Origin of the sequence: Pseudomonas sp. S3E17 (genome assembly GCF_024168685.1) — a bacterium.
In the GTDB taxonomy this organism is placed as follows: Bacteria; Pseudomonadota; Gammaproteobacteria; order Pseudomonadales; family Pseudomonadaceae; genus Aquipseudomonas; species Aquipseudomonas marginalis.
In genome coordinates, this window is sequence record NZ_JALJWE010000001.1 from 5999515 (window position 1) to 6024069 (window position 24555).

The window sequence follows — 24555 nt, forward strand, 5'->3', positions numbered from 1 at the left end:
GCGTGTAGTTAATGTCTTACAGATAAGAGAATAAATTAAGTAGTGTTGATTACTTTTAAAGGTAATACGTGGATGACAGTTAATATTCAACTTATTGAATAATATTGTTTTTTTCTGTATTGCCCGGTCGTGATTAATTACGCGCTTAAACGAAAGTGCTGGCATCGCGAAGTGGTTTTTCAAGGGAGTATTTACCGGCGTCGCAAGACACGCACTACGCGTTTTCTTGACGCCAGAGAACACCGCTTCTCAACTAAATACTGATGCCACTACAGGTACTTAAAATGCTTAAGAAGACCGCTTTCGTCCTGCCATTCATCGCATTGGCTTTCGGCTCATCCAGCGTATTCGCTGCCGGCGAAGCCACCAGCGTCATCAACATCAAGGCCACCATTCCTACCAAGCAGTTTCATGTCCAGCCGCGTGATCCCAACTTCGGTCGTGATGAAACCATGGCCTACAACACCGTCAGCGGTGAACTGAGTTCGCTGCGCGCCACCTACGATGTGAAGAACACGGATGGCTCGATCAAGGCCTACATCGAAGGCGGTCCTGCTTCGTTGACCAACGGCACTGCATCGATCGCACTGACCAACACCTTCAACGGTGTGGTGCTGACCGGTTCGCCGCTGGAAGTGGTCGACGACGCCAGTTCCACCCCGGGTACCCAGGCAGATCTGGTCGTGGCCGCAGCCAAGCCGGCGGATGGCATCTCCGGCCTCTTCACCACTAACTACACCATCGTGTTCGACCACGAGCCACGCGTTACTCCGTAACGCCAAGCCCGTTGACTCAATAAGCAGCGGCTTATTGTTGGGTAGCGGTACCGGTCGGCAGGCAGCATTTGTCGGTCGATCGGTCTCCCTGTTTTGACGTCCGAATCCAGAGTATTCCGTTCATGTTCCCGATGACTCCCATCGCGGCAGCGCTCGCCCTGTTGTTTTGTGCGGGCGCGTTGGCGGCAGGTACCGCCGACGGTACAACCCCTCGTAGTTTGCTTTCCCAGGCCAAGGGATTGCCGGCGGATTTTGAAGAGCATTTTTTCGACGTGCCGCTTGCGGTCAGGGTTGAGCTGGATCAGGAGTTTGTTTCCGAGGCGATGATTGTCCTGACCCGCGATGACCGCCTGACCCTGCTCGACTTTACCGACCACGACGGCAGCGTGATCAAGGATGAGGAACGCGATCAGTGGGCCGATTACCTCAAGCAGGGGGTGGCCCTGGGGACCTGCGCCAGCAACTGCCCGGACGGACTCATGGCCGTGCACTACAACCTGGAAAACTCCACGGTGTCGCTGCTGACCGAGAACGCCGAGCGTGATGAGCAGGCGCAGCGCTACTACTTCCTGCCCACCGGCGGCAGCACCGGCCTGATCGTACGCAACCAATTGAACCTCAGCGGCGGCGAAGGCCAGGACCTGGGCGGGCGCTTCGGCATTGACGCCAGCAGCAGCCTGGGCCTGTGGAGCCAGACCCTGAACATGCAGTTCTCGCGCCTCGGCGGTCCTGATGACGACGACCTCAACCACGCGGTGTATGCGCTCTATACCCAGCGCGAGTTGCAGGGCAACTTCCTGCGCCTGGGCTACTTCACCCCCAACGCCGAAGGCCTGACCCGCCAGCTGCGCACCTTCGGCGCCAGTCCGGATACCGCGGTCGGCGTGATGTACGGCAGTTCCGACAGCCTGGTGATCAACAATTCCAAACCGGCGGTCTACCCGATCTATGTCACCGCCAGCCGCCAGGCATCGGTGGAGATTTACCGCAACGGTCTGCTGATCAACACCCAGCCGGTCGGCAGTGGCCTGCACAGCCTGGACACCCGACCACTGCCCGGCGGCATCTATGAAGTGGAAGTGCGCCTGGTGGAAGACGGCCAGATCACCAGCACTACCCAGGAGCTGGTGTACAAGCCCAACAACTGGCGCAACCACGACGAGCGTTGGCGCTACAACCTGTTCGCCGGCCAGGAAAGCAAACTGCTGAGTAATTTCGACGAACAAAGCAGCGGCAGTCCGACTGCCGGCGTCTCCCTCAATTACCTGGCGCATCCCCGTGTGGTGCTGGGTGTATCCGGGCGCCAGGTCAAGGACAACATGCAGTACGGCTCCTCGATCGACTGGACCCTGGCCGATCAGGCCAGCCTGTACGCCAACGTGTACTGGACGGAAAAGTACGGCACCGGCCTCGACCTCAACGGCTTATACAACTACGGCCTGGGCAGCGTGGTGTTCAACCACACCCGCAGCTGGCTCGACACCCGCAACACTTACGAAACCCTGCCCGATGGCACGCGTATTCGCCAGCGTGACATCTTTGTCGGCCAGACCAGCAGCTCGTCGATTTCGGTCAACCATCGCCTGAGCAACCTGCGTTCGATCAACGGCCGGCTGTTCTACAGCGAGGGCAATAACGAAGGTGTCGGCCTGGACCTGGGCTGGACCGAGCGCACCCACCTGTTTGGCAACGACGCCAATTGGCGGCTGTCAGTGTTCGACCGGCCCGCCAGCGCCAGCACCGGCGACCGGCGCAACCGCGGGGTCGACCTGAGCGTCAGCCTGGCCCTTGGTGCGCCGGGCGAGCAATGGTCCGCCAGTATCGGCACGCGGACTTCCCGCGACGGGACCCGCGACAACAATGCCTCGCTGACCTACCGCAAGGACCTGCAGGACCACCTGCTGCAAAGCGTGTCCGCCACGGCAACCACCGATACCTACGGCGTCGGTTTGTCCGGCATGGCCAGTTTTGAAAACGAGTTTGTCAGTGGTGACGGCTATGCCCAACGCTCGTCGTTCAACAACGAGTTGTCCGGCGGCCTCAACCTGGACAGCACCTTCGCCCTGGGCCAGCAGAAGATGGTGCTCACCAGCCAGTACCACGGCACCGGTTCCGGCCTGATCGTGGACGTGGAGACCGACGTCGATGACATAGCCCTGCGCGCCGACGACCTGAGCGGCGGCAGCACGGCCCTGCGCCCCGGCCGCAACTTCATCCCGATCACCGCCTACAAGGGCAGCTCGGTGAGCTTCGACTTCGAAGGCAACCATGCACCCTCGGCCACGATCCAGCCGCCGCGCACGCGCTACCACTTGAACAAGGGAGGCGTGGAGTATCGCAAGATCAGTGTGATGCAAACCGTGACCGTGCTCGGTCGCCTGGTGGACCCCCAGGGCAAACCGCTCAAGGGCTTGCACGTGATCAATCACGCCACCCGTGGGGTGAGCGAGGTCGACGGCTTCTTCTCGCTGGAAATGAACGCCAGTTCACCCACCCTGGAAGTGCGTCGCAACAACCAGTTGCTCTGCCAGTTCCGGCTAGACCCCTCCAAGGCGCGCAGCGAAAACAGCGTGCTGATGATCGGTGACTTGCGTTGCACGCCGGATACGTTGGCCGACACCACCACCGCCGAACAGATTGCCGGTTGAACATGATGACGAGACTAAGCAACGTTATGAAAACCCCCAGCGCCCGCGCGCCTCAACGTTTCGCCCTGGGCCTGGCTGTCCTGCTGTGTGGCGCTGCTGCAACGGCCGACGAAAACATCACCGCGCGGTTCCGCCCCGACCCCTCCAACCCCATGGTGAACAAATTCGAAAACACCACGCCGATCAGCTCGATCTGCGCCGCGCATATTCCGGCGCGTTGCAAGGCGTTGGGTATTTTCAGCCTGCGGGACACCAACTTCACGGCGCTGTCCCTTGCGCCAATCAAGGCCAACCATGAGGACGAGCGCCAGGGCTTCATGGTCAAGGTGCCCTCCGATTGGCGTGACTTGACGGTGACGCATGTCACCACCCAGGAGACCGAGACCGTCCAACTGCGGATCGCCGGTATCGGCTCGCTTTGGCATGTGCCTCGTCCGCCAGGCGTGTCGGCCTGGGGCATGCCTGGGGTTGCCTGGCAACTCCAATGGATGAGGGCGCCCGCGCCGTGTGTGAGCACCAGCCATCTTGCCGCCGGCGTCTCGTTCGCCTCGTACTTCTGGCTGACACCCGAGGGTGCGGGGCCATGCAGTCGGCAGCCCTCCGTGGACCTGGCGAGCCTGCGCTTCAATACCATGGAGTATGCCTACGAACTGCGCACCCCCAACCCCTTGGGCATGTCCAGCGGGCAATACACCGGCAGCATCACCTACACCATGGGCCCTGGCGGCGATTACGATTTCGGCGACGTCATGATGCCCTCCAAGAACGCCCTCACGTTCAACTTCACCTTGAGCGTGGAGCACGACCTCAAGGTCGAAGTACCACCGGGGGGCAATCGCATTGAACTGGTGCCCCAGGGCGGCTGGCAGGCCTGGCTGAACCAGGGCCGCAAACCTGCGCGCCTGTTCCGTGACCAGACCTTCAATATCTCCGCCTCGTCGCGCTTCAAGATGCAGTTGGGTTGCGAGCGAACGATGGGGGATACCTGCGCCTTGAGAAACGCTACCGACGGCCACGCAGTGCCGGTGGATGTCAGCGTCAGCCTGCCCCATGGCTTGAGCGGCATGGATGGTGCGCCGGTGAATCGCCAGCGGCTGCTGCTGAGCGGTGCCGGTACCGAGTCATTTCAACCGGGGTTCTATGTCAACCGACGGCCCGGCACTTTGCACTTCGAGGTCAAGAAGGACTACGCCGAACAGATGCTCGAACGGGGAGGCAGCACCTACTCAGGCCAGGTCACGGTGGTCTGGGATTCGGAACTCTAACGGGGATTTATGGCGATGAAACATCTGTTGGCGCTGTGTGCGCTGTGCTGGTTGCCGTTGTCGGCGCCAGCGGCTCCCAACATCAACGTCGGGGTGTTCTATGACTACCTCGACGGTGACAAAAGTACCTACCTGAAACGGATATTCAACGGTGGCGACAGTACGGCGTTCATCAAGGTCTCGGTGATGGAGATCCTCTACAACGCCGATGGCAGCGCCGAGGAGGTCGAGCTCAAGAACAACCCCGGCAACTCCGCGCGTGATGGCCTGATGGCCACGCCGGCCCGCCTGATCGTGCCGCCCGATGGCATGCAGGGCACACGCCTGCTGTACCTGGGCGAGCGGCAAAAAGAGCGTTATTTCCGCCTGCGTTTCGTGCCCGTGATGCCCGAGCCCGAGGACGATTTCGTGGTCTCCAGCGAAGAGCGCGAGGCCTACAAGAACCAACTGTCAGCCGGGGTCACGGTGCTGGCGGGGTTCGGCACGGTGTTTTTCGTGCGGCCCAAGGACACCCGCTTCGCCACCCGCATCGATGAGCAGCCGGTTGAGTACGGGCTGCATAACGACGGCAACAGCGTGGTGGTGGTCGATGAGTTCAAGGACTGCGCCAGTGGCGATAGCCAGGACTGCCTGCCCGTCACCAAGCATCACATCCTGCCGGGGCGTGCCTTCAGCTTTGCCAGGCAGGCCGGGCGTACCTACCGCTTCACCCTGATCGAGGGCAGCGAAAAAAAACCATATGAGGTCAAAGGCTGATGGTCAGTGAAATAGCCCCAGGGGGCGCGCGCCAGTCGTGCAGACATTGCAAGCTCGTGTTGGCGGCGCTGCTGCTGATGGTGGGCGCATTGCTGAGTACCCAGGCCTTGGCGATCCGTGAAGAGCAGGTGTTCGATGTGTCCGTGACCATCCCGACCGCAGACTTTTACGTCCTGCCGATCAATCCAGGTTTCCTGGAGCGCGAGCAAAAAATGGTCTGGGACCTGGTGCCCGGGCGCCTGCGCCCGCTGCGCGAGCACTTTGACGTGAAGAGTTCCGCCGGCGGCATCAACGCCCGCTTGGGCGCGTTGCCCACACTGTTCAATGGCGGGCGCACCTATATCGACTTGAACGTCACCTTCAACGGCCAGGTGCTGGGCCTCGATGACACCCTGGTGGTGCCGCACGACGAGGCGCGCCAGGGCAAGCGCGTGCTGCTGGATATCTCGGCGGTCGAGCCGGCGGATGGTTTTACCCCAGGTGAGTACTACGGCAGCGTCGAGCTGCTGTTCGATGCGGTACGGCCGTGATGATGGGCAGAGGAGTGGTTATGAAGGCTTTATATGCAATGCTGGGTTTGATCCTGTGTTCACTCAATGCTCAGGCCGGGCCGAACATCAACGTCGGTGACTTCTACGATTACTTGCGCGGCGATAAAAGCACCTACCTTAAGCGGGTATTCAATGGCGGCACCAAGACGGCCTTCGTCAAGGTCAATGTCACCGAGATGCTCTACAAGCCCGATGGCAGCTACGACGAGGTGCCGCTCAAGCTCGAAGCCGACGGCAGCGTGCGCAACGGCCTGGTGGCCAGCCCGGCGCGGCTGATCGTGCCGGCGGACGGCATGCAGAGCACGCGCTTTGTGTTTATCGGCGATCGCGACCGCGAGCGTTACTTCCGGGTACGCTACCTGCCGGTCGCGCCCGAGACCGAAGACGGCTTTGGCCTCAGCGACGAAGAGCGCAAAGCCTACGAAGAGACCTTGGTGGGAGGCGTGCAGGTGATGGCCGGCTACGGCACGGTGTTCTTCGTGCGGCCCAAGGACAGCCGCTTCGACACCCAGGTCGAAAACGGCGGGCAGCGTTACACCTTGCGCAATGCCGGCAACACCGTGGTGGTGGTGGATGAGTTCAAGGATTGCGCGGCCAAGGACCGTACATCCTGCGCCCCGACCACCAAGAACCATATCTTCCCTGGCCGGGTGTTCAGCTTTGAAAAACAGCCCGGGCGGACGTATCGGTTCTATCTGGTGGAGGGCACCTCCGAACGCATCATCGAAATCAACGGTTAGTCTGTTGAGGTCACGGCACGAGGCGGGTTGCACAGGGTATGGCTGCCCGGTTGCAGGTACGGCATCAGCACCGGCGCCATGCCCTTGAGCACCTGCACCGGCAGCGCCGAGGTAAAGGTGAAATTCTGCGCGCCGCTGCCGGGCACGAAGGCCGTCAGCGTGCCGAAATGCCGGTCGCCGATATAGAACACAAAGGTCGCGGTACGGTTGATCGCCTTGGAGCTGAGGATGCGCCCACCGGCGCCGATGGCTTCGATGCGATTGTCCCCGGTGCCGGTCTTGCCGCCCATGGCCAGCGGTGTGCCGTCGGGCAACTTGAAGCTGCCCGACACGCGTTTGGCGGTGCCCGCATCCACCACCTGGGACAACGCACCGCGCAAGGCGGTGGCGACTTCGCTGGGCATCACCCGCTTGCCTTTGTCGGGGTTGTTCACCAGGCGGGTTTCATAGGGCGTGTCGACGGCAAAGTGCAGGCTGTCGATGCGCAGCGTCGGCTCGCGTATGCCGTCGTTGAGGATCGTGCCCACCAGTTCTGCCAGCGCCGCCGGGCGGTCCCCCGAGCTGCCGATGGCCGTGGCCAGGGACGGCACCAGGTGGTCGAACGGGTAGCCCACCGCCTGCCAGCGCTGGTGAATATCCAGGAACGCCTCGACCTCCAGCATGGTGCGGATACGACTGTCGCGGGCGCTCTTGTGGCGGCTCTTGAACAGCCAGCCATAGACTTCCTGGCGCTCATGCTCGCTGGCGGCGACGGCCTGGGTGAAGGTGGCGTCGGGGTGGTTCAACAGGTAGCCGAGCAGCCACAGGTCCAGGGGGTGGACCTTGGCGATATAGCCTTGGTCCGGTAGGTCGTAGGCACCGGGGCCGTAGTCTTTGTAGAGCTTGGCCAGGCGTTCGTCGGTCAGTTTTTCTGTGGCTTTGGCACCGGTCAGGTGCGAGCGCACGAAGCTGTTGAAACTCACCTGGCTGGCCTGGGGCAACAGGTAGCGGTGCACGGCGGCCAGGCGGATGGCGGTGGGGTGCAGGCTGTCGAGAAAGGTGGCGAGCCGCGCCTGGGTGTCCTTGTTGCGGTACTTTTTCCAGAAGCGCAGCAGGAAGGTCGTGCCTTCGCGGTCGGCGAACTGGGCCAGGTATTCCTGGCGCCGTGGGTTGCTGTCGTCCTTGAGCAACTCGGCACTGTTGTTGTCTGCGTGATAGGTGCTGTAGCGCACCAAGTCACGCATCAGGCGAATAAATGGCAGGTTGATCGACTCACGCAGGGCGTCGCGCAATGTCGGGTTGCGGCCGTTGTCTTCATTGCGAAAGTTATGGAAGCGATGCAGGCCGCCGCCGGTAAAGAAGCTCTCGCCGGGGCTGGCGGAATACGGCCGGTCGAGCGCGGCGTCAAGCATCTTCGACAGGCTCTTGTCGCTGTTTTGCGCCAGGTAATCCACGGCCCAGCGCGACAGGCGATCCTGCTCATCGACATCGACTTTTCTCAGCGCAGCCGGTGTCTGGCCGGCGTAGCGCTGGTGCAGTTCGCTGATGATTTGCAGGTAGGTGGTGAGCACCCGCAGCTTGGCGGTGGAGCCCAGTTCCAGCTTGCTGCTCTCGTTGATATCGAAGGGCTGGTCGGTGTTGTCGGTCTGCACCCGGACCCGCGCGCCGTCGCCGGTCATCTCGTATAGCGTGAAGCTGTAGCGCACTTGCGCGGTGCTGGCGGGCGTCAGCAGGCGCGGGCCGAGCAGGCCGAGTTGCCCGGCAAAGGCCGGATCGGCCAGGTGCTTGAGGTAGGCCGTGGCCTGGGTTTGCAGCTCATTGTGCAAGGTGCTGGTGGCGGACAGGTCGAGGCGATCCAGGTCATACAGCGGACGGTTGAGCAGGGCGGCCAGGCGGCTGCGGGCCATGCTGATGCCTTTATTGGAGTCAATCGCTTGGAGCGTCGGCTGTTGCTGCCAGTCGCGGTAACTCACTGTGCTGGCCAGGGCGGCCCTTGCCAGGGCAGGGTCGATGATCCCGTCCTGCTCCAGCAGGCGGAGGTGGCTGTCGGTCAGGTTCGAAAGTTCCGCGTGGCCTTTGGACAGGTAATGGGAAGGCCGGCGCTGGGCGATCATCAACGACAACACTTCGCGCAGTGCCAGGCCCTTTTGCGCGAGGTCCTGCGGGCTGGTGTCGGCGAGCAGCGCGTTGGTGCGGTCGAAGTCGGCGCCGTACCACACGCGCAACCCTTCGGCCATGCCATGCACTTCGCCGTGACCGGGTACGGCGGACAACGGCACGCTGTTGAGGTAGTCGCGCACGATGTCCTGGCGCGCCTGCAAGGTCTGCGGGCCATCCCGATAGGCGCGCACGCTGGCGGAAAACATCTGGCGCAGTTTCTCGCCGCCGGACAGCGTCAGCCCATCAGGGGAGTGGCGGTATTTTTCCAGCTGGGTGGCCAGGGTACTGCCGCCGGCGGTCTGCCCGGGCAAGTGCAACAGCTTGGCAACTTGCGACCACGCCGCCCTGGCGAAGCGCGGCCAGTCCACCGCCGGGTTGGCCTGGGGCTGGGCCGGGTCGAGTAAATCGCGGTTCTCGATGAACAGCAGGCTGTTGACCACCACCGGCGGGATCGCGTCGAAACGCTGGTAGGACTGCTGTGGGTAGGTGAACCGGTACAACGGCTCGGCGCGGCAATCGCTGATCGACAAACCGGCCTGGATTTTCTCCCCATAGGGCACGAACAGGCCGCGCTCGGCATAGGTCATCAGGGGGGCGGAGAAGCGCACCTGGCTCTGGACCAGGTAGTTGCGCTTGAGCAGGCGCGGCAGGAATTCATCCAGGTCGCTGTAACCCAGGCGCTTGTCGAAAGGCCCGTCACCGGGATAGACCACGGCATCGCTGGGGCCGGGTTCGAGCCGGTAGTTCAAGGTGGCGGCCAGGCGGCTCAATTCCCGGGCCTGCCAATGGGACGTGCGCATTTCGCGCTGGGCGGCGAACCCGGCGGCGATCAGGCCGATCACCAGCAACAGCCACGCCATTCGCCACCGGTACAGCCGTTTGCGGGAGCGTCGTGGCAATGGCTGTTCGTCCATGCTGTCGGTGGGAGCCGCAGCCTTGGTTGAATCGGTTTGCCATAAAGCGCCCATAGTCGATTGATCCATCCCGGCAGATTGATCGGACTTGATTCAAGCGTAGACGCTGATTGGCACCGTCGAGAAATTTGTCGGCGTGCGGGCGACCGCGTGCAACCCCTGGAGATTCGTCGCGGCGAAATCAGCCTGCCCATGGCCCGCACGGTGTTCTTCGACGCGCCGATGCGTGCGCCGCCTGGGTCAGTACGCAGGGCAATGGGCTTAAGCCGCGCACCATCTCCGTGCGATACTCCCACCGCACAATCGGAATTTTCCGGGAGTTCCCGCTGAATATTGCCGTTTATAGAGTGAAAATCACTGGGTTGAGCTTTTTATACTGCACCCCCCTGATCTGGCCCGGCCAGACCGGTTGACCCAAAAGGTCCACCGGAGACGGCATGCCATGGCTGACCCGCCGTGGCGTGCCGGACTCGGAGGCTCATATCCAATAACAAGACGAGGTTGTATCCCTATGCCAGTCGGCAACCACCTGCCCCATGGCGAGACCGCTTCGGGCGGCCCGCTCAAACGCGAACTGGGCGAACGGCATATCCGCCTGATGGCGCTCGGCGCCTGTATCGGTGTCGGCCTGTTCCTCGGCTCGGCCAAGGCCATCGAAATGGCCGGCCCGGCCATCATGCTGTCCTACATCATCGGTGGCCTGGCCATCCTGGTGATCATGCGTGCCCTCGGCGAAATGGCCGTGCACAACCCGGTCGCCGGCTCGTTCAGCCGCTATGCCCAGGATTACCTCGGTCCGTTGGCGGGTTTTTTGACCGGCTGGAACTACTGGTTCCTGTGGCTGGTGACCTGCGTGGCGGAGATCACCGCCGTGGCGGTGTACATGGGCGTGTGGTTCCCCGATACGCCGCGCTGGATCTGGGCCCTGGCAGCCCTGATCAGCATGGGCACCATCAACCTGATCGCGGTGAAGGCCTTCGGTGAGTTCGAATTCTGGTTCGCGCTGATCAAGATCGTCACCATCATTGCCATGGTGATCGGCGGCGTCGGCATCATTGCCTTCGGCTTTGGCAACGACGGCGTGGCCCTGGGGATTTCCAACCTGTGGAGCCACGGTGGCTTCATGCCCAATGGCGTCCAGGGTGTGTTGATGTCCCTGCAAATGGTGATGTTCGCCTACCTGGGCGTGGAGATGATCGGCCTCACCGCCGGGGAAGCGAAGAACCCGCAGAAGACCATTCCCCGCGCCATCGGCTCGGTGTTCTGGCGCATTTTGCTGTTCTACGTGGGCGCGTTGTTCGTGATCCTGTCGATCTACCCGTGGAATGAAATCGGCACCCAGGGCAGCCCGTTCGTGATGACCTTCGAGCGCCTGGGCATCAAGACCGCCGCCGGCATCATCAACTTCGTGGTGATCACTGCGGCACTGTCGTCGTGCAACGGCGGCATCTTCAGCACCGGGCGCATGCTCTACAGCCTGGCGCAGAACGGCCAGGCACCGGCCGCGTTCGGTACCACCTCGAGCAACGGTGTACCGCGCAAGGCGCTGCTGTTGTCGATCTTCGCCTTGCTGCTGGGCGTGCTGCTCAACTACCTGGTACCGGAGAAAGTCTTCGTCTGGGTCACGTCCATCGCCACCTTCGGCGCGATCTGGACGTGGGTCATGATCCTGCTGGCCCAGCTCAAGTTCCGCAGGAGCCTGAGCCCGGCCGAACAGAAAGCCCTCAAGTACCGCATGTGGCTGTACCCGGTCAGTTCGTACCTGGCCCTGGGGTTCCTGGTGCTGGTGGTGGGCCTGATGGCGTACTTCCCGGATACCCGCGTGGCACTGTATGTGGGGCCGGCCTTCCTGGTGCTGCTGACCGTGTTGTTCTACGTGTTCAAGCTGCAGCCGACCCCGGTCGTCCAGGGTTCACAGCCGTCGGCGTGAGCCCTTGAGCGCGGGCCGGCCTGTGTTACGACAGGTCGGCCCGCACGGTCTCAGACCCGCTGCAACGTGCGTTGCGTGCCTTCGGTCAACTGCCGCACCAGGCGGTTGTGTTCGTTGGCTTCCTCGTCGGCCAGTTGCTGGCGACGCTCCAGGTATTCATCCGAACGCCTGTCCGGCAATTCCTGATCCAGCACACTGACTTTGTAGGTGATGGTGTCCTTGACGGTGAAAAACGCCTCCGGCTCGCTGCTGGCCAGGTACTCGACCCAGAACTCGGTGGCCAGGATCGCCTCCTGCAACGCCGGTGACTGGCCGAGCCTGCGCAGGGTCCGGCGCGCCTCGTCGATCACCGCCGGTGTCACATAGTCATCCACGCTGTACAGCAGCTCCAGCGGATAAAACGGCAAGTTGAATTCCCGCGCCAGTTTACTGCGCAGGTAGATGGTCACCTCGGCGGGGTCGGCGTCCAGCTCGGCCCGTTCGCGCGCCAGCACGAACTGGTCGGCAAAGTGGTCGAGCTGATTGAGGTAGAAACAACTCTTGGCCAGTTCCAGCAAGGCCCGGTCGGCCAGGTAACTCCTGGGTTGCAGCTTGGCCTGGTGGATACGGTGATGCAGTTCCATGTTGGTAAAGGCCAGCAGCACGCTGTCGCCGCAATTGCCTGAGCCGTAGGTATTGAGGCAGATCGTGTTGCGCAGTTGCGTCGACTCGCCCATTGCCATCAGCAGGCTCCAGACCCGCTCGGTCAGCCGCGTTCTTGAGGTATTGCTGCGGTAGGCGTGGGTCCGCTTGAGGTCGCGCAGGACCCGGAACACATCATCGGCACTCGCCGTTTCATTGGCCTGCAGTTGCTCCCACAATTGTCGGCGGGCCGCCACGTCCTGCGCCGCGACGCCGGTCAGCCAGGTATCGAAGTCATTCGGCGCCACGGGGGCATGGGCCGGTGTGCGCAGTTGACCGCCCAGGCGGATACCCGTGGCGATACGGTAGGCGTCTATGCTTGCCAGGGTCTCGGCGGACAGCGGGTTTTCGTGCAGCAGGGTGTTGCGATTGGCCATTTGCAGCCAGGGGTTGCTGAAGACTTCGTCGGGAATGGTGCTGATCCCATTGGCCTGCAAATGCAGCTCGGTCAGCACCGGCAGCGCGCTGGCGCCGATGGGCCATTGGGTAATACCGGTGTTGGCCAGGTGCAGGGTATTGAGCTGCAGCATCCGGCTGACATCCGGGGTGAGGGTCAGGTCCGGATTGTCGCTCAGGTCGAGTTTCTGCAGGTTGACCATAGTTGCCAGGCGCTGCACCGACTCTTCGGTCAAGAGCAGGTCGTTGTCGTTCAAGTCAAGGTGGGTGAGCCAGGTCATGTCGGTGATCGCGCTGGGCAAGTCGGTAAGGCGACAGTCGATGCGCAGGGCCTTGAGCTGGGTGAATTTGCCCAGGAACTCTGCCCCCGTGGTCGGGAAGGCATTACCGGAAATCCGCAGGTACTCGATGTGGCTGAAGCCGCTGGTGCCGGTCAGGAACGAGCCGGGCGGCAGGCCTTCGTCGTCCAGCTGCAACTCCAGTGACGGCACGTTGAACAGGCCGGCGATGTAGAACGTCGCGTTTTCGCGCCGCCATGCGCCCCGCAGTTGGTAGGCGATATGGCGACGCCGGCCACGGTTCATGCCCAGAGGGTCATTGAGTTCGTCGTCGGCCGGCAGCAGGGTTTCGCTCCAGCGTGACAGCTCCACATCCATGGCCTGGTACTCGGCCTGGCGGCGTTCCAGCTCGATGAGTTTTTCCGGGTCGGTCATGTTCAGGGACTGGAGCATCCGCCGTGCATCGTCATTGTTGAAATGCGGGTAAAGCTCCTGGACCTTGGCCACCAGATCCGGCGGCCGTGGGCCGCGAAACGGCCAGATACGTTGCCAGAACGGATACACCAGGAACGAACGATCCACCCCCATGGCCGGTTGCATCCAGGGTTGCAGATGGGGGATATCCAGCAGGCCCTTGATTTCCACACGGCGCGCGAAGGCCAGTTCGGCCAGTTGGGTGCGCAGTTGGGCGATGCCGCTTTCGCTGTCCACCTCGAGCAAAGCCCGCTCGTCGGCGGACAAGCTGCTGAGAATCACCCGCAGCAATCGGTTCGAGGGCTCGCCCAGCGGTTCGCCCTGCGGGGTATAGGCCTGGTAACCGCGGTTGGTCCTGGCCACGGTCCGGCGCGAGGAGCCCTGCCGATGGCCGGCGGTTTCCAGCAGGCGCCCCTGATTGTCCCGTTCACGCACATCGATGCGCAGGGTCTTCGGCCACGCGGGCAGGTTGTGCAGCAGGTACAGGGTGATGCGGTCACTGTCGGCGTTGGCGCAGGCATCCACATACAGGCCTTCGAACGCCCGGTTCAAACGTAACTCGTGGCCGCTCAGGCGCGCCTGTTCGGCCAGGCGCAGGCTCAGGCGGTCATGCTCATGCAGCTGTTTGAGCTCGCGCTTGGAGGCTTGGCCGAGAATCGCCTTGACCGTGCTGGTGGACAGGTCCGGGTGCTTGGTCTTGAAGCGGCGCTCGGGCTCGCTGCCCGCCGACTCGCTGCGCATGTACAAGGACTCGAGGATTTGCGAGCGCTCGCGGTCGGTGTAGTCAACGATCCGGGTGATCAGCTGGAACAGCCGCTGTTCCTGGGTCTGCGGCAGCGTGCCGAGCAGTGCCAGGGTCAGGTCGTCGTCAGCGATGAATTTCTCCAGCAGCCCGGCCGACTCGAGGTCCTGGTCGGTGGCGCTCACCACTTTGGCGTCGGGCCGATGGCGGGCAGGGTATCTGATGGGGGCGTCCTGGCCGACAATCTCCAGCACATGGCTGTCGGGCCAGCCGGGCAGGCTGGAGACCACCAGCAGTTGCAGGTCCGGGCGCGGATCGGGGGCGCTGGGCAGCTCATACATCGATTCGATGAAGCGGTCGATTTCCTGGTCGATGCGCAGCCGCTTGCAGGTATCGGCCAACAACGGGGGCGATGCCCGACCGCTGCGGTGTATCTGGCGCAGTACATGGGGCGGGGTGTCGGTCAGGGCGAGAATGCTGCGGGCGGTGTCCTGGGGGAATGTGTAATGGTCGCCCCCGAGGCGATAGAGCAGGCTGTGGTCGTCCCAGCCCATGGGGTTCTCGCTGGACAGGCGCCATGCGCCCTCGCCGTTGTGCTCCAGGGTCGGGGTGTCGACACCGATCTTCTGCGGGTGTTTGAGCCGCCACTTGAACAGCCGTTTGTCATAGACGATCCGGTACCAGGAACCGAACAGCGGCAGATAGTGGTCGCCGGCCAGAGGGAAAATACCCTCGGAATCCGGCCGCAGGCTGGGCGGCAGTGCCAGGGTGTGCTCGTACTGGGCCAGTGAACCGTCGGCCAGCCTGACAAAGCCTTCCGGGCCGCGCTGGTTGCTCATGTAGTCGCCCAGGGTGATGCGCAGGCCCCTGGCGTCGGTGGCACTGTGCATGCCCAATTGTTGCCGCTCGTGGGGTTGCAGCACCGAACCGATGGCCAGGTAGAAACTGTCCACCGCCGGCGTCACCGCAATCGTGCCGGCATTGCGCATGTCATAGGCTTCATAGACACCCTCGCCGTAGTGACGCAGCTCCACGGTGAGGTCCTCGGGGCCGCTGGAGCGATAGGGTTTGGCGATGCGTCCCGCGACCACTTCGGTGATGAGGAAGTCGCGCTTGAGGCTTCGGCGTATCAACGCCGAGGCGAATTCCCGCGCCCATTGATCGGCATCGTTGTTGAACTGGCGCGGGTGGTACAGCGCATCGATCGCAGCGTCGATGCGCAGGGCGGTGCGGTGGTTGTCCAACAGTTCGGCAAAGGCCGTGGGCAGCCCGCCTTCACGCAGATAGGCCTGCTGCTGGCGTGGGGTGAGGGGATGCTGCGCCAACAGACGTTCCAGCAAGGCCGGTGACAGCGGGCTGTTGAGGTCGCGCAGTTTTTTCAGCAACGGCGTAACCGCCACCAAGGGCATCGACGCCTTGACCGGCAGGAAACGCCGCACATTGGCGGGCGGCAATAGCTCATGTTTTTCATAGCCGGCGTAGTTCACCAGGGCCGCGAACAGGGCCAGGCGTTCGCGCCGCGCCAGGGCGGCGACGTCGCGCCGTACTGCCAGGATCCGCTGTTCGAGCGTGGCGTCGAGTTGGTCCGTGAGACCCAGCAGCGAGGTACTCGGTTGCAGGCTGATGACCAGACTCAACAACGGGTCGGCCCGATAAGGCGGCAGGCCGCCGTCGCCTTCGGCCTGGTAGCGGTTGTCGGCGCCGCGCACGAGGGTGATCGTCGTCGGGCCAGGCACCGTCGGCTCGGTCTTGCCGAAGGTTTCGATCACGCTGCGTTGCGGATCGCTGATGCTCAGCAAGGTCGCGGCGGGCCAATCGGGCAGTTGGGTCAGCAGGCATAACACCACGCTGTCGCCAGAGGGGGGCAGATAGCCGGCTTCATGAAAGCGGTTGATGATGTGCTCGATCACCTGGTCGGCTTGCAGGCGGCGCACGCCTTCGATCAGGTTCAACGGTGCCGGTTCGCCTTGCCACACGTGCTCCAGGGTGGCGCGGGAGGTGGCCGTGCTGCGCAGCATCCGTTCCAGGTCGGCCCGCGCGATCAGCGATGAGCCATCGGGCAGCATCTGTTGCAGCAACTGGGCATCCGACAGGGCCTGGGTGTTGTGCAGGTCGAAGGTCCAGGCTTGCAGCGCCGGGTTGAAGACAATCGGTGGCTTGTAGGGGCTGCTGCCGTTCTTGAGAACGTAGCGCTGGGTGGCCTGGTCGTGGGCGACCTCGGCCACCAGGGTCTGGCTGTCATGGTGCAGCTTGACGTATTGCTGGCCTTGCACGGTGAATACGCAGAGGGCGTCGGCGCGTTTACCCTCGAGCAGGTACTGCTGGCGATGGGCGTAGGGACGTGCGTCGGGTTTCCACAGCTCTTCCACCCCGTCGGGACGCGTGACTTTGCGCGGATTGCCCAGCCGCTGCAGGTGCCCGAGCATGCGCTGGCGATGGGCGCTGCCGGCGACGCTGATCAAGCGGCCGCTGATGGCCAGGTCGGCGACATCGCTGAGGGTCGAGGCGAAGCTGCTGGCATCGCCCTTGACCGCTTCATTCAGGCCCACGCTGACGCTGTAGGTCATGCTGCCCAACACGGCCAGCTGCATCACCCGGTTCATCCCCGTGACCCCGCCGGGCAAGGGCGTGAGCAGCACTTGCAAGACTTCGGCGGCAACGGCGGCGGTGGCGTCCTGGACCGCCTGCCAGTCGGCTTCGGAACGGCTGTTGGCCAAGGTGTCGAGGTCGGCCTGGCAGCGTTGGATCTGCCGGTAAGTCAGGGCTTGCACCAGGGTTACGGCGGGGCCGGCGTGCGGGTCGGTGGAGAAGCGGATGTCGTTGAGGGTGCGCTCCGGGAAGGCCGCGTGAAAGCCATCGTAAAGCCGCTCGGCCAGCCAGCTCATGCCCTCGGGGCGGGGTTGCCGGGTCACCAACGACTGGAACACCGACAACCCCACCAGGGGCAATTGCCGGGAAAACCAGCCCAGGTCGCCTTGCTGGTGGCTGTCCAGCAACTGCTGGCGAAAATCCACCTCTGCCGCGCGCGCATCGCTGTGGTAACGCAGCGCGCCGCCGGGGCGGAACGGAAAATAGGACAGCACCCCGAGGCTGGCGACCCTGATCAGCAGCAGCGGTACGGGAATGGCACTCTCCCAGGCGACGAAGGGCACGGCGATGACGGGGGTGACGCCCGAGGTCAGGCTCAGGCTGTCGACCGGCAGTTGCGACCCGCTGCCGTCGATCGATGCGGTGAGGCTGTCATACATCTCGCGGGTCAGGCCGTTGCGGGCGCGGTTGCGCCAGGCGTCAAGCACATCGAACTGCAGCAGTGCCAGCGCCGCCTCGCCCATCAAGCGGCGCAGCGTGCCGTTTTCATCGAGGCTGACCTTGATCTTCACCTGCAACTGGTGGCCCAGGTCCAGCTCGCGGGCAATGGCGATGAACGCCTGCGCCGTGAGGCTGCGATCTCCACCCGGCCCCACCACACGGCTGGCGTCCACCAGGCTGTAGCCGGAGTCCTGGCGGACCGAGGTGGTGAAGCCGAAATTCAGGCAGGCGGCCTCCCACAACGAGAGGCTTTTGATGTGTTCGATAAAGCGCAGATCCTTGTCGGAGCGCCGCGGTACCCGCACGTGACTGCCCGGCTGCCGGTCCCAGGGCAGCGGTTGCTCGATCTTTTCCAGGTAGGTGGTTTCGAAGCGATACTGCTCCGGATCGCGCCCACCGATCCGGTCACGCAACTGCGCCAGGCCATCTGCCTTGAAGCTGCGGACCACCCGTTCCTTTTCGGCTTCAACCGCCGCCATGGCCGCCAGGGCGTTGCGTTGCAGGCGCAGGAAGCGGGGTTTTTCCTCGGCGTCCAGGCCTTCCAGGGCTTGCAGGATATTGCGCTGGATCAGCTCCAGCGCCTGTTGCTGGGCCCAGGTGGTACTCGATTGCAGATTGCCGGACAGGCCGTTGAGTAATTGATGAGTCGGCATGCGCTCTACCTTTCACGATAAGTGGAAGGCAGATGGAAGCACCGCGCATACCGGCGCTGGGGCTATCTATTTAAGGGCCGGCGCCTCGCCGCGCAGCGCCAGGTCCAGGCGCCTGTTGAACTCCAGCCACGCCGCCAGCCCGGCCATCAGCGCCAGCCCCAGCAACGCGCTGAAAACCTGCATCGGCCAGGCATCCTCGACCTGGGCGTTGAGCATGTCCGCCAGCGGTGCCAGCAGCACGCCGAGGCAGAACACCTCCAGGGAGTAACGGCCCATGCGGCAGCTTTGTTGCGCCCACCAGGTTTGCGTCCAGCCGCGACCCGGCAACAGCTTGGCGGTGACATAGGCCAGGGCCAGGAAGTGCAGCAGGCGCAGCGGCGACAGGTCGGTCTTGCTGATGGGATAGATCAGGTCGCTGAGCCATGACGGCATCAACGCGTCATGCACCTCGGGCCAGCGCCATGACAGGGTCAGCACACACGCCACCACGGTGTACACCGCCGCCGCCATGAACAACGGCTGGCGCTTGAGCGGGCGCTGTTCCGGCGGTCGCCCTTGACTGGCCTGCAGCGCCGCCGCGCCACCGAGGATAAACAGGAACTGCCAGGTCACCGGGTTGAAGTACCACACGCCGTCGGCAATCGCCCGCAGGTTCCAGCCCATCCACGGCGCCAGCAGATACACCGTCGCCGACGCAGCCACCACCAGCCAGGTGTGGCGCAGCAGCAGCGGCAATACCAGCGGCAACCCCGCCAGCAGCACGATATACAGCGGCAGCGGGTCCATCAGGTTGGGCTTGAAGCGCAGCAGCAGCTCATCGGTGAGGGCCTGTTGCGGGTGAGTGACGAAGTGCGTCAGGCCCATCTCTTGAACCAGGTCGCGGGTTTCCACATGGCTGTTGGCGAAGAACACGATGCCCATCAGCATCGCCAGCAAAAAGATATGCACCACGTACAACACCCAGGCGCGACGCAGGATTTTCAGCGAGGCAATCCAGTAGCCGTCGCGTTGCAGGATCTTGCCGTAGGCCAGCACTGCGGCGTAACCGGCGAGGAATACAAAGACCTCGGCCGCATCGCTGAAACCAAAATTGCGCAGGGTGATCTGGCCGAGAGGATTGTGGGGGACGTGATCCCAGAAAATGAAGATCAACGCCAGGCCCCGAAAAAAATCGATGCGTGGGTCGCGTCCGTTCAGCATGGCAGCGGGCTCTTGAACAAAAGGTTTAGTAATGACCGGCGAGCGTGCAGGTTGTCGTACGCCGCACGTCGGGCGGGCGCAGGTTGGCGGTATTTGTAAGCAATTGCAAAGGTTGGGTATTACTGAATGTCTCAACTTGCGGCGCTGTGTACCTGTTAATTCCGACAGTAGACGAGCAATGGCGGGGCGTGGCTTGCTGGAGGCAGGCGAAACGGGGCGATGGCATGGCCAGACTGTGGAAGGGATTCTCCAGCTACACGCTGATTGGGGGCGTCAATACGTTGATCCACTGGCAGCTGTTTTACGTGTTCAGCACGGCGCTGGACTTTAGCCAGGCAGTGAGCAACTTCCTCGCCTTTTGCGTGGCGGTGTCCTTCTCGTTTTATGTCAACGCGACCTGCACCTTTGCCATGTCTGCATCGTTGGCCCGCTACCTGGCGTTCGTTGCGTGCATGGGCGCTTTGAGCCTGGGCGTGGGATGGCTGGCGGATCGCTGGGGTGTGCCGGGGATTGTCACAGTGATGGTGTTTTCCGTGGTCAGTCTGGTGTGCGGTTTTTTGTTGTCGCGCTGGGTGGTGTTCCGCGAGCGTGGGCAATGAGGGTTTCGCTGATCGTGCCTGTGTTCAACGAAGAACAGGCGATCGAGCCGTTCTACCGTGCCGTGCGTGAGGCGCCTGGTTTGCACGCCCATGGAGTCGAAATAGTGCTTATCAATGATGGCAGCACCGACCGTACGGCCGAGCGTGCCCGGGTACTGGCCATGACCGGCAGCGATGTGATGCTGATCAATCTATCGCGCAACTTCGGCAAGGAGGCCGCGCTGTTCGCCGGGCTTGAATACGCCACGGGGGACGCCGTGGTGCCCATGGATGTGGACTTGCAGGATCCGGTCGACGTGATTCCGCGCTTGATCCACGAATGGCAGAGCGGCGCCGACGTGGTGCTGGCCAAACGTCGGGACCGCTCCAGCGACGGCTACTTCAAACGTCGCAGTGCGGCGTTGTTCTACCGTCTGCTCAATCGCATGTCCTATACGCATATCGAAGAGAACGTCGGCGACTTCCGGCTGATGGACCGCAAGGTGGTGGACGTGATCAAGGCCCTGCCCGAACAGCAGTTGTTCATGAAAGGCGTGTTGTCCTGGGCCGGCTTCACCGTGGCCATCGTCGAATACGACCGTGCCCCTCGCACAGTCGGCCAGAGCAAGTTCAACGCCTGGAAACTCTGGAACCTGGCATTGGATGGCATTACCTCGTTCAGCACTTTGCCGCTGCGATTGTGGAGTTACATCGGTGGCGGTATTTCGCTGATCGCATTGGTGTACGCCGGGTACCTGGTGGTGGACAAGGTGATGTTTGGCAATGACGTGCCGGGGTATCCATCGTTGATGACGGCGATCTTGTTCCTGGGCGGGGTGCAGCTGATTGGGATCGGGATACTCGGGGAATATGTGGGGCGCATCTATATGGAAACCAAACACCGGCCGCGCTATGTGGTTAAAGGCGTTGTGCGTCGGGAGAGCAAGAGGGATCTTGAGGGAGGTAGCGCAAAGTGAGTACGCATGAATGGTCCAGGAAAGAAGGTTTTATATTCTTTTTGCTGGCTATTTTGGTCTATGTGTATCCATTGATTCTGGCGGACTATTTTTACGTTGAAGATAGCTTTCGGGCGGTCTATGGGTACGCGTCATGGCGTGCTGAAGGGCGTTTTTTAATTGATGGTTTTTATCATTTGTTATCCCTGTCCAATGGCGCGCCAGACGCTTTTCCACTGGGCCTGCTGGTCGCGTGTGTGGTCATGGCAATGGCGTTGACGCGTCTGGCGTTTCATTACTTTTGTCCTGTGACTGTATTGTCGGCAGCGGTGGTATTGCCGATGTTTTTCAGTCCCTTGTTTCTCAGTGATCTGGTTTATAAGTACGACGGCCCGGTGATTACCGTCGGTGTGGCGATGATCGTGTTTGCGATCACCTTGAAGTCTGAAAGGAAATGGGTCGAGTGGTGGGGAGGCAGCGTGTTGGTTGGCGGTGCGCTGTGTATTTATCAGCCACTTATGAATAGCTTTCTCGGCTTGTGCTGCATCGAACTGTACAGAGCGATCAACGATAAAAAAGTCACCCGTGAATGGATGATGCTGGGCTTTGAAAAGGCCACCCAGGCGGGCGTCGCCTCGCTTTTTTATGTGTGTGCGATCGTCCCGTTTGTGGGCGGGGAGCGTCAGCGGCTGCTTGCTTTGGATGAGCATTGGCCAGTTGTCATATTGCAGCGCTTAAAAAACGCTGAAGAAAGAATCCGGCCCTTATACACGGGCGATAGTGCATGGCTTTTCGGGGTGATGGCGATTCTGTTCGGGATGGGTTATGCCTGGGCGTGGTGTTCTGCGTTGCGTGAACGGCCACGGTGGGTGAGTAAAGTCCTGGTGAGTTTGGCTTTTGGGGCGATAGTGCCGTTGATGATCATGTTTGTGCCAGGAATCATGCTGGTTTTTTTCTATGAAAATAGTGATTCAAGGGCGATGCTGGGGGCCGGGCCTTTACTGGTTTTTTTACTGCTGGTGATCTACCAGTGGTTAAACGCTGTACAGCGCAAGTTGACGGTGTTTGTGCTGCTGCCAATAATTTTGTTGTTGTCCATTTCTTATAGTTATGGGCGCGTCTTGAGTTTGAAGAAGACGTTGGAAACTGCCGTGATGAGCAGTTTGGCTTATTCGATAAGCGCTAATGCAACGCTGGCATCGGTAAAGGTTTTTTACTTTGATGGCGGTGCTCAGGATTATTGGTTGCCGGCCTCTGCCGGAACTGTTTCGGGCATGCCGGTCATGCCGTATCTGGTGAATGCTGGCTTTTTGTTTTTACCCGCGGCAATGGCCAGGGTGGGGATCACGAATGTGGTACAGGCCAGCCGCGAACATTCGGGCGGCGCACGATTGAAACGCGACGCCCACCCCATCGTCGATAATTTGTTTTACTCCATTTATCTTGAGGATGGGGACGGTTATATCGTCATGAAAAAACAGCCACGTGTTAACCCGTGATTGCGGTTGTTTCATACCGCTTCAACTAGACATCAATGATCACCAGGGTGCCCTGGCTATCTGGAAGTACGGCATGAGCGGTGCCCGCTTCCACGAGGTACATCTGGCCGGTCTCTACGTGGATCTCTTCATCAGCGATGCTCAGGCGCAAATGGCCGCTTATCACCAGTAGCCCTTCGTTGTAGTCGTGCACTTCTTCTTCGTAAGCCTGCTCATCCATGCGCAACACCTTGATCCGCGCCGGGCCGACCTGGCCCAGGCGTATCGATTTCCAGCTGTCAGGCAGTTGCCCGGCGATTGCAGCGAAGTCCAGTAACGGCATGTGAATCTCCTTGTTTCTACGATGCCGTCGGTGGTCCGGTTCAGCGGGGAAGGGTGTTTACAGGTTATGCAGCTACCACCTCATGGGGTTCAAAACTGTCCGCCCGCGCCATCTGCCACATGCGCGAATAGAACTCGCCATTCACTTCGCCGGTGAGCAACTCGCCAGGCTTGAGGAACACATGCAACTGCGAGAACAGCTTGATCTCGGTGGCCGACATGCGTCGTACCAGATGCTTGGCCGACAGCTGCGACGGGTGATCCAGGCCTGCCGCCGCGAGCATCTCGGCCAGGGCCTTGAGGGTGTTGCGGTGGAAGTTGAACACGCGCTGGGCCTTGTCCGGTACCACCAGGGCACGTTGGCGCAACGGGTCCTGGGTGGCGACGCCGGTCGGGCACTTATTGGTGTGGCAGCTTTGGGACTGGATGCAACCGATGGCGAACATGAAGCCACGCGCCGAGTTGGCCCAGTCGGCGCCGATGGCGAGCACGCTGGCGATGTCGAAGGCGCTGACGATCTTGCCGCTGGCACCGAGCTTGATCTTGTCGCGCAGGTTCAGGCCCACCAGGGTGTTGTGCACGAACAACAGGCCTTCACGCAGCGGCACGCCGATATGGTCGGTGAACTCCACGGGCGCGGCGCCGGTGCCGCCTTCCTTGCCGTCGACGACGATAAAGTCCGGGAGGATGCCGGTTTCGAGCATGGCCTTGGCAATGCCCATGAACTCCCACGGGTGGCCCAGGCAGAACTTGAAGCCCACCGGCTTGCCGCCGGACAGTTCACGCAATTGGGCGATGAATTGCATCAGCTCAATGGGCGTGGAGAACGCGCTGTGACGTGACGGCGAGATGCAGTCTTCGCCCATCAGGATCCCGCGGGTTTCGGCGATCTCTTGAGTCACCTTGTGCTTGGGCAGGATGCCGCCGTGGCCGGGTTTGGCGCCCTGGCTCATCTTGATTTCGATCATGCGCACCTGCGGGTTCTGCGCCTGCGCGGCGAAGCGCTCCGGGTCGAAGCGGCCATCGCTGGTACGGCAGCCAAAGTAGCCGCTGCCCAGTTCCCAGGTCAGGTCGCCGCCGTTTTCGCGGTGATAGGGGCTGATGCTGCCTTCGCCGGTGTCATGGGCGAAATTGCCGAGCTTGGCGCCCTGGTTGAGCGCGCGGATCGCATTGGCGCTCAACGAGCCAAAGCTCATTGCCGAGATATTGAACACCGACGCCGAATACGGCTGCGTGCATTGCGGGCCGCCGACCATCACGCGAAAGGCGCTGGGGTCGCTCAGCGGCGCGGGGCGCATGGAGTGGCCGATAAATTCGAAACCCAGCTGGTACACATCGATCAGGGTGCCGAAGGGTTTGTCGGCGGTTTCGTTCTTGGCCCGCGAGTACACCAGGGATCGCTGCGAGCGCGAGAAGGGCAGGGCGTCGCTGTCGGACTCCAGCAGGTACTGGCGGATTTCCGGGCGGATGGCTTCCACCAGGTAACGGATATTGCCCAGGATCGGGTAGTTGCGGCGTACGGCGTGGGGGCTTTGCAACAGGTCGAAAATACCGATCAGGCTCAACACGCCGGTGACCAGGGTGATGGGCCACAGCCATTCGTGTTGGATAAAGGGCAGGCTGGCGAGGGTGAAAATGACGCACACGGCAAAGAAGGCGTAACGGCTTAGCAAGGACAGGCTCATACGGTTTCCTTGGGTTCGGACTCTCAGGTCGATCCGGCATTCTGCGCCAGTAATGAAACGCCAG

General features: G+C 62.0%; 15 protein-coding genes. 10 read left to right on the forward strand and 5 right to left on the reverse strand.

Annotated features, from left to right (window positions below):
• Nucleotides 1-284 precede the first annotated feature (284 nt).
• The 6 genes from J3D60_RS27120 to J3D60_RS27145 all read left to right on the forward strand — a co-directional run bounded on the left by J3D60_RS27120 (nucleotide 285) and on the right by J3D60_RS27145 (nucleotide 6736).
• Nucleotides 285-776, forward strand: a complete 492-nt coding sequence (locus J3D60_RS27120) for a CS1 type fimbrial major subunit (RefSeq protein ID WP_065938659.1) — start codon at nucleotides 285-287, stop codon at nucleotides 774-776.
• A 122-nt stretch (nucleotides 777-898) separates the two neighbouring features.
• A complete protein-coding gene (locus J3D60_RS27125; protein ID WP_253493426.1) occupies nucleotides 899-3424 on the forward strand; it encodes a CS1-pili formation C-terminal domain-containing protein in 2526 nt (841 codons plus the stop codon).
• Between the two features lie 26 nt (nucleotides 3425-3450).
• A complete protein-coding gene (locus J3D60_RS27130; RefSeq protein ID WP_253493428.1) occupies nucleotides 3451-4689 on the forward strand; it encodes a hypothetical protein in 1239 nt (412 codons plus the stop codon).
• A gap of 15 nt (nucleotides 4690-4704) precedes the next feature.
• Nucleotides 4705-5445 (forward strand): molecular chaperone, encoded by a 741-nt coding sequence (locus tag J3D60_RS27135; RefSeq protein ID WP_253493430.1) that lies wholly within the window; start codon nucleotides 4705-4707, stop codon nucleotides 5443-5445.
• Nucleotides 5445-5975 carry a CS1 type fimbrial major subunit gene (locus J3D60_RS27140; protein WP_223841661.1) on the forward strand — a complete coding sequence of 177 codons (531 nt, stop codon included), beginning with the start codon at nucleotides 5445-5447 and terminating at the stop codon, nucleotides 5973-5975. The genes J3D60_RS27135 and J3D60_RS27140 overlap by 1 nt, the downstream gene beginning before the upstream one ends.
• Nucleotides 5976-5995: 20 nt before the next feature.
• Nucleotides 5996-6736: a molecular chaperone gene (locus J3D60_RS27145; protein ID WP_253493431.1), complete on the forward strand. Its 741-nt coding sequence runs from the start codon at nucleotides 5996-5998 to the stop codon at nucleotides 6734-6736.
• Here the strand turns inward: J3D60_RS27145 and J3D60_RS27150 are convergent.
• On the reverse strand, nucleotides 6733-9843 hold the full coding sequence (locus tag J3D60_RS27150; RefSeq protein ID WP_253493433.1) for a transglycosylase domain-containing protein: 3111 nt from the start codon (nucleotides 9841-9843) through the stop codon (nucleotides 6733-6735). The genes J3D60_RS27145 and J3D60_RS27150 overlap by 4 nt on opposite strands.
• Before the next feature lie 457 nt (nucleotides 9844-10300).
• On the opposite strand from J3D60_RS27150, the gene J3D60_RS27155 reads away from it, so the two are divergent.
• Nucleotides 10301-11719, forward strand: a complete 1419-nt coding sequence (locus tag J3D60_RS27155; RefSeq protein ID WP_253493434.1) for an amino acid permease — start codon at nucleotides 10301-10303, stop codon at nucleotides 11717-11719.
• Nucleotides 11720-11769: 50 nt separating this feature from the next.
• Here the strand turns inward: J3D60_RS27155 and J3D60_RS27160 are convergent, their stop codons facing one another.
• The gene (locus tag J3D60_RS27160) at nucleotides 11770-18252 is read right to left on the reverse strand and encodes an NEL-type E3 ubiquitin ligase domain-containing protein (protein ID WP_253493435.1); all 6483 of its coding nucleotides are present in this window, start codon (nucleotides 18250-18252) and stop codon (nucleotides 11770-11772) included.
• Between the two features lie 66 nt (nucleotides 18253-18318).
• Nucleotides 18319-19452 (reverse strand): OpgC family protein, encoded by a 1134-nt coding sequence (locus J3D60_RS27165; RefSeq protein ID WP_253493436.1) that lies wholly within the window; start codon nucleotides 19450-19452, stop codon nucleotides 18319-18321.
• A 224-nt stretch (nucleotides 19453-19676) separates the two neighbouring features.
• On the opposite strand from J3D60_RS27165, the gene J3D60_RS27170 reads away from it, so the two are divergent.
• The 3 genes from J3D60_RS27170 to J3D60_RS27180 are packed head-to-tail and all read left to right on the forward strand — an operon-like array spanning nucleotide 19677 to nucleotide 22485.
• Nucleotides 19677-20051: a GtrA family protein gene (locus J3D60_RS27170; protein ID WP_065938668.1), complete on the forward strand. Its 375-nt coding sequence runs from the start codon at nucleotides 19677-19679 to the stop codon at nucleotides 20049-20051.
• Complete coding sequence (locus tag J3D60_RS27175) at nucleotides 20048-21007, forward strand: glycosyltransferase family 2 protein (RefSeq protein WP_065938669.1); 960 nt, start codon at nucleotides 20048-20050, stop codon at nucleotides 21005-21007. Before J3D60_RS27170 ends, J3D60_RS27175 begins: the two co-directional genes overlap by 4 nt.
• On the forward strand, nucleotides 21004-22485 hold the full coding sequence (locus tag J3D60_RS27180) for a glucosyltransferase domain-containing protein (RefSeq protein ID WP_253493437.1): 1482 nt from the start codon (nucleotides 21004-21006) through the stop codon (nucleotides 22483-22485). The genes J3D60_RS27175 and J3D60_RS27180 overlap by 4 nt, the downstream gene beginning before the upstream one ends.
• 25 nt (nucleotides 22486-22510) lie before the next feature.
• Here J3D60_RS27180 and J3D60_RS27185 read toward each other — a convergent pair whose 3' ends face one another.
• On the reverse strand, nucleotides 22511-22807 hold the full coding sequence (locus tag J3D60_RS27185) for a cupin domain-containing protein (protein WP_253493438.1): 297 nt from the start codon (nucleotides 22805-22807) through the stop codon (nucleotides 22511-22513).
• Nucleotides 22808-22871: 64 nt separating this feature from the next.
• Nucleotides 22872-24491 carry an FMN-binding glutamate synthase family protein gene (locus tag J3D60_RS27190; RefSeq protein WP_065938672.1) on the reverse strand — a complete coding sequence of 540 codons (1620 nt, stop codon included), beginning with the start codon at nucleotides 24489-24491 and terminating at the stop codon, nucleotides 22872-22874.
• Nucleotides 24492-24555: the final 64 nt, after the last annotated feature.